The sequence below is a fragment of the Cupriavidus sp. FW305-27 genome (assembly GCF_058787995.1).
The window spans coordinates 127,268-127,560 of the sequence record NZ_JBYTAG010000010.1 but is presented as its reverse complement, the minus strand read 5'-3'; the positions used below and the strand labels follow the sequence as shown (position 1 = coordinate 127,560).

General features: G+C 68.6%; 1 pseudogene. It reads left to right on the top strand.

The features are described from left to right. A pseudogene (locus AC3WRI_RS07285) lies at positions 1 to 293 on the top strand (sensor histidine kinase N-terminal domain-containing protein); the annotation flags it as partial.

Genomic DNA, 293 nt, shown 5'->3' with positions numbered 1-293 from the left:
GCCCCGGACACTACCGACCAGGACCTGGCCGACGCGTTGCCGCACCTGGAGGAAAGCGCGGCAAATTCCGCGCCGCGCTCATTGTTCGGTGAGATCCTCGACTGGATGCTGGCGCCGCTGCTGCTGCTCTGGCCGATGAGCATCGCGGTGACCTACCTGGTGGCCAAGTCGATCGCCAACGGGCCCTTCGACCGCGCGCTGGAAGCCAGCGCCATCGTGCTGTCGCAGCAGGTGCGCGAGGTCAACGGGCGCATCACGCTGCAGCTGCCGCTGTCGGCGCGCGAGATCCTGCG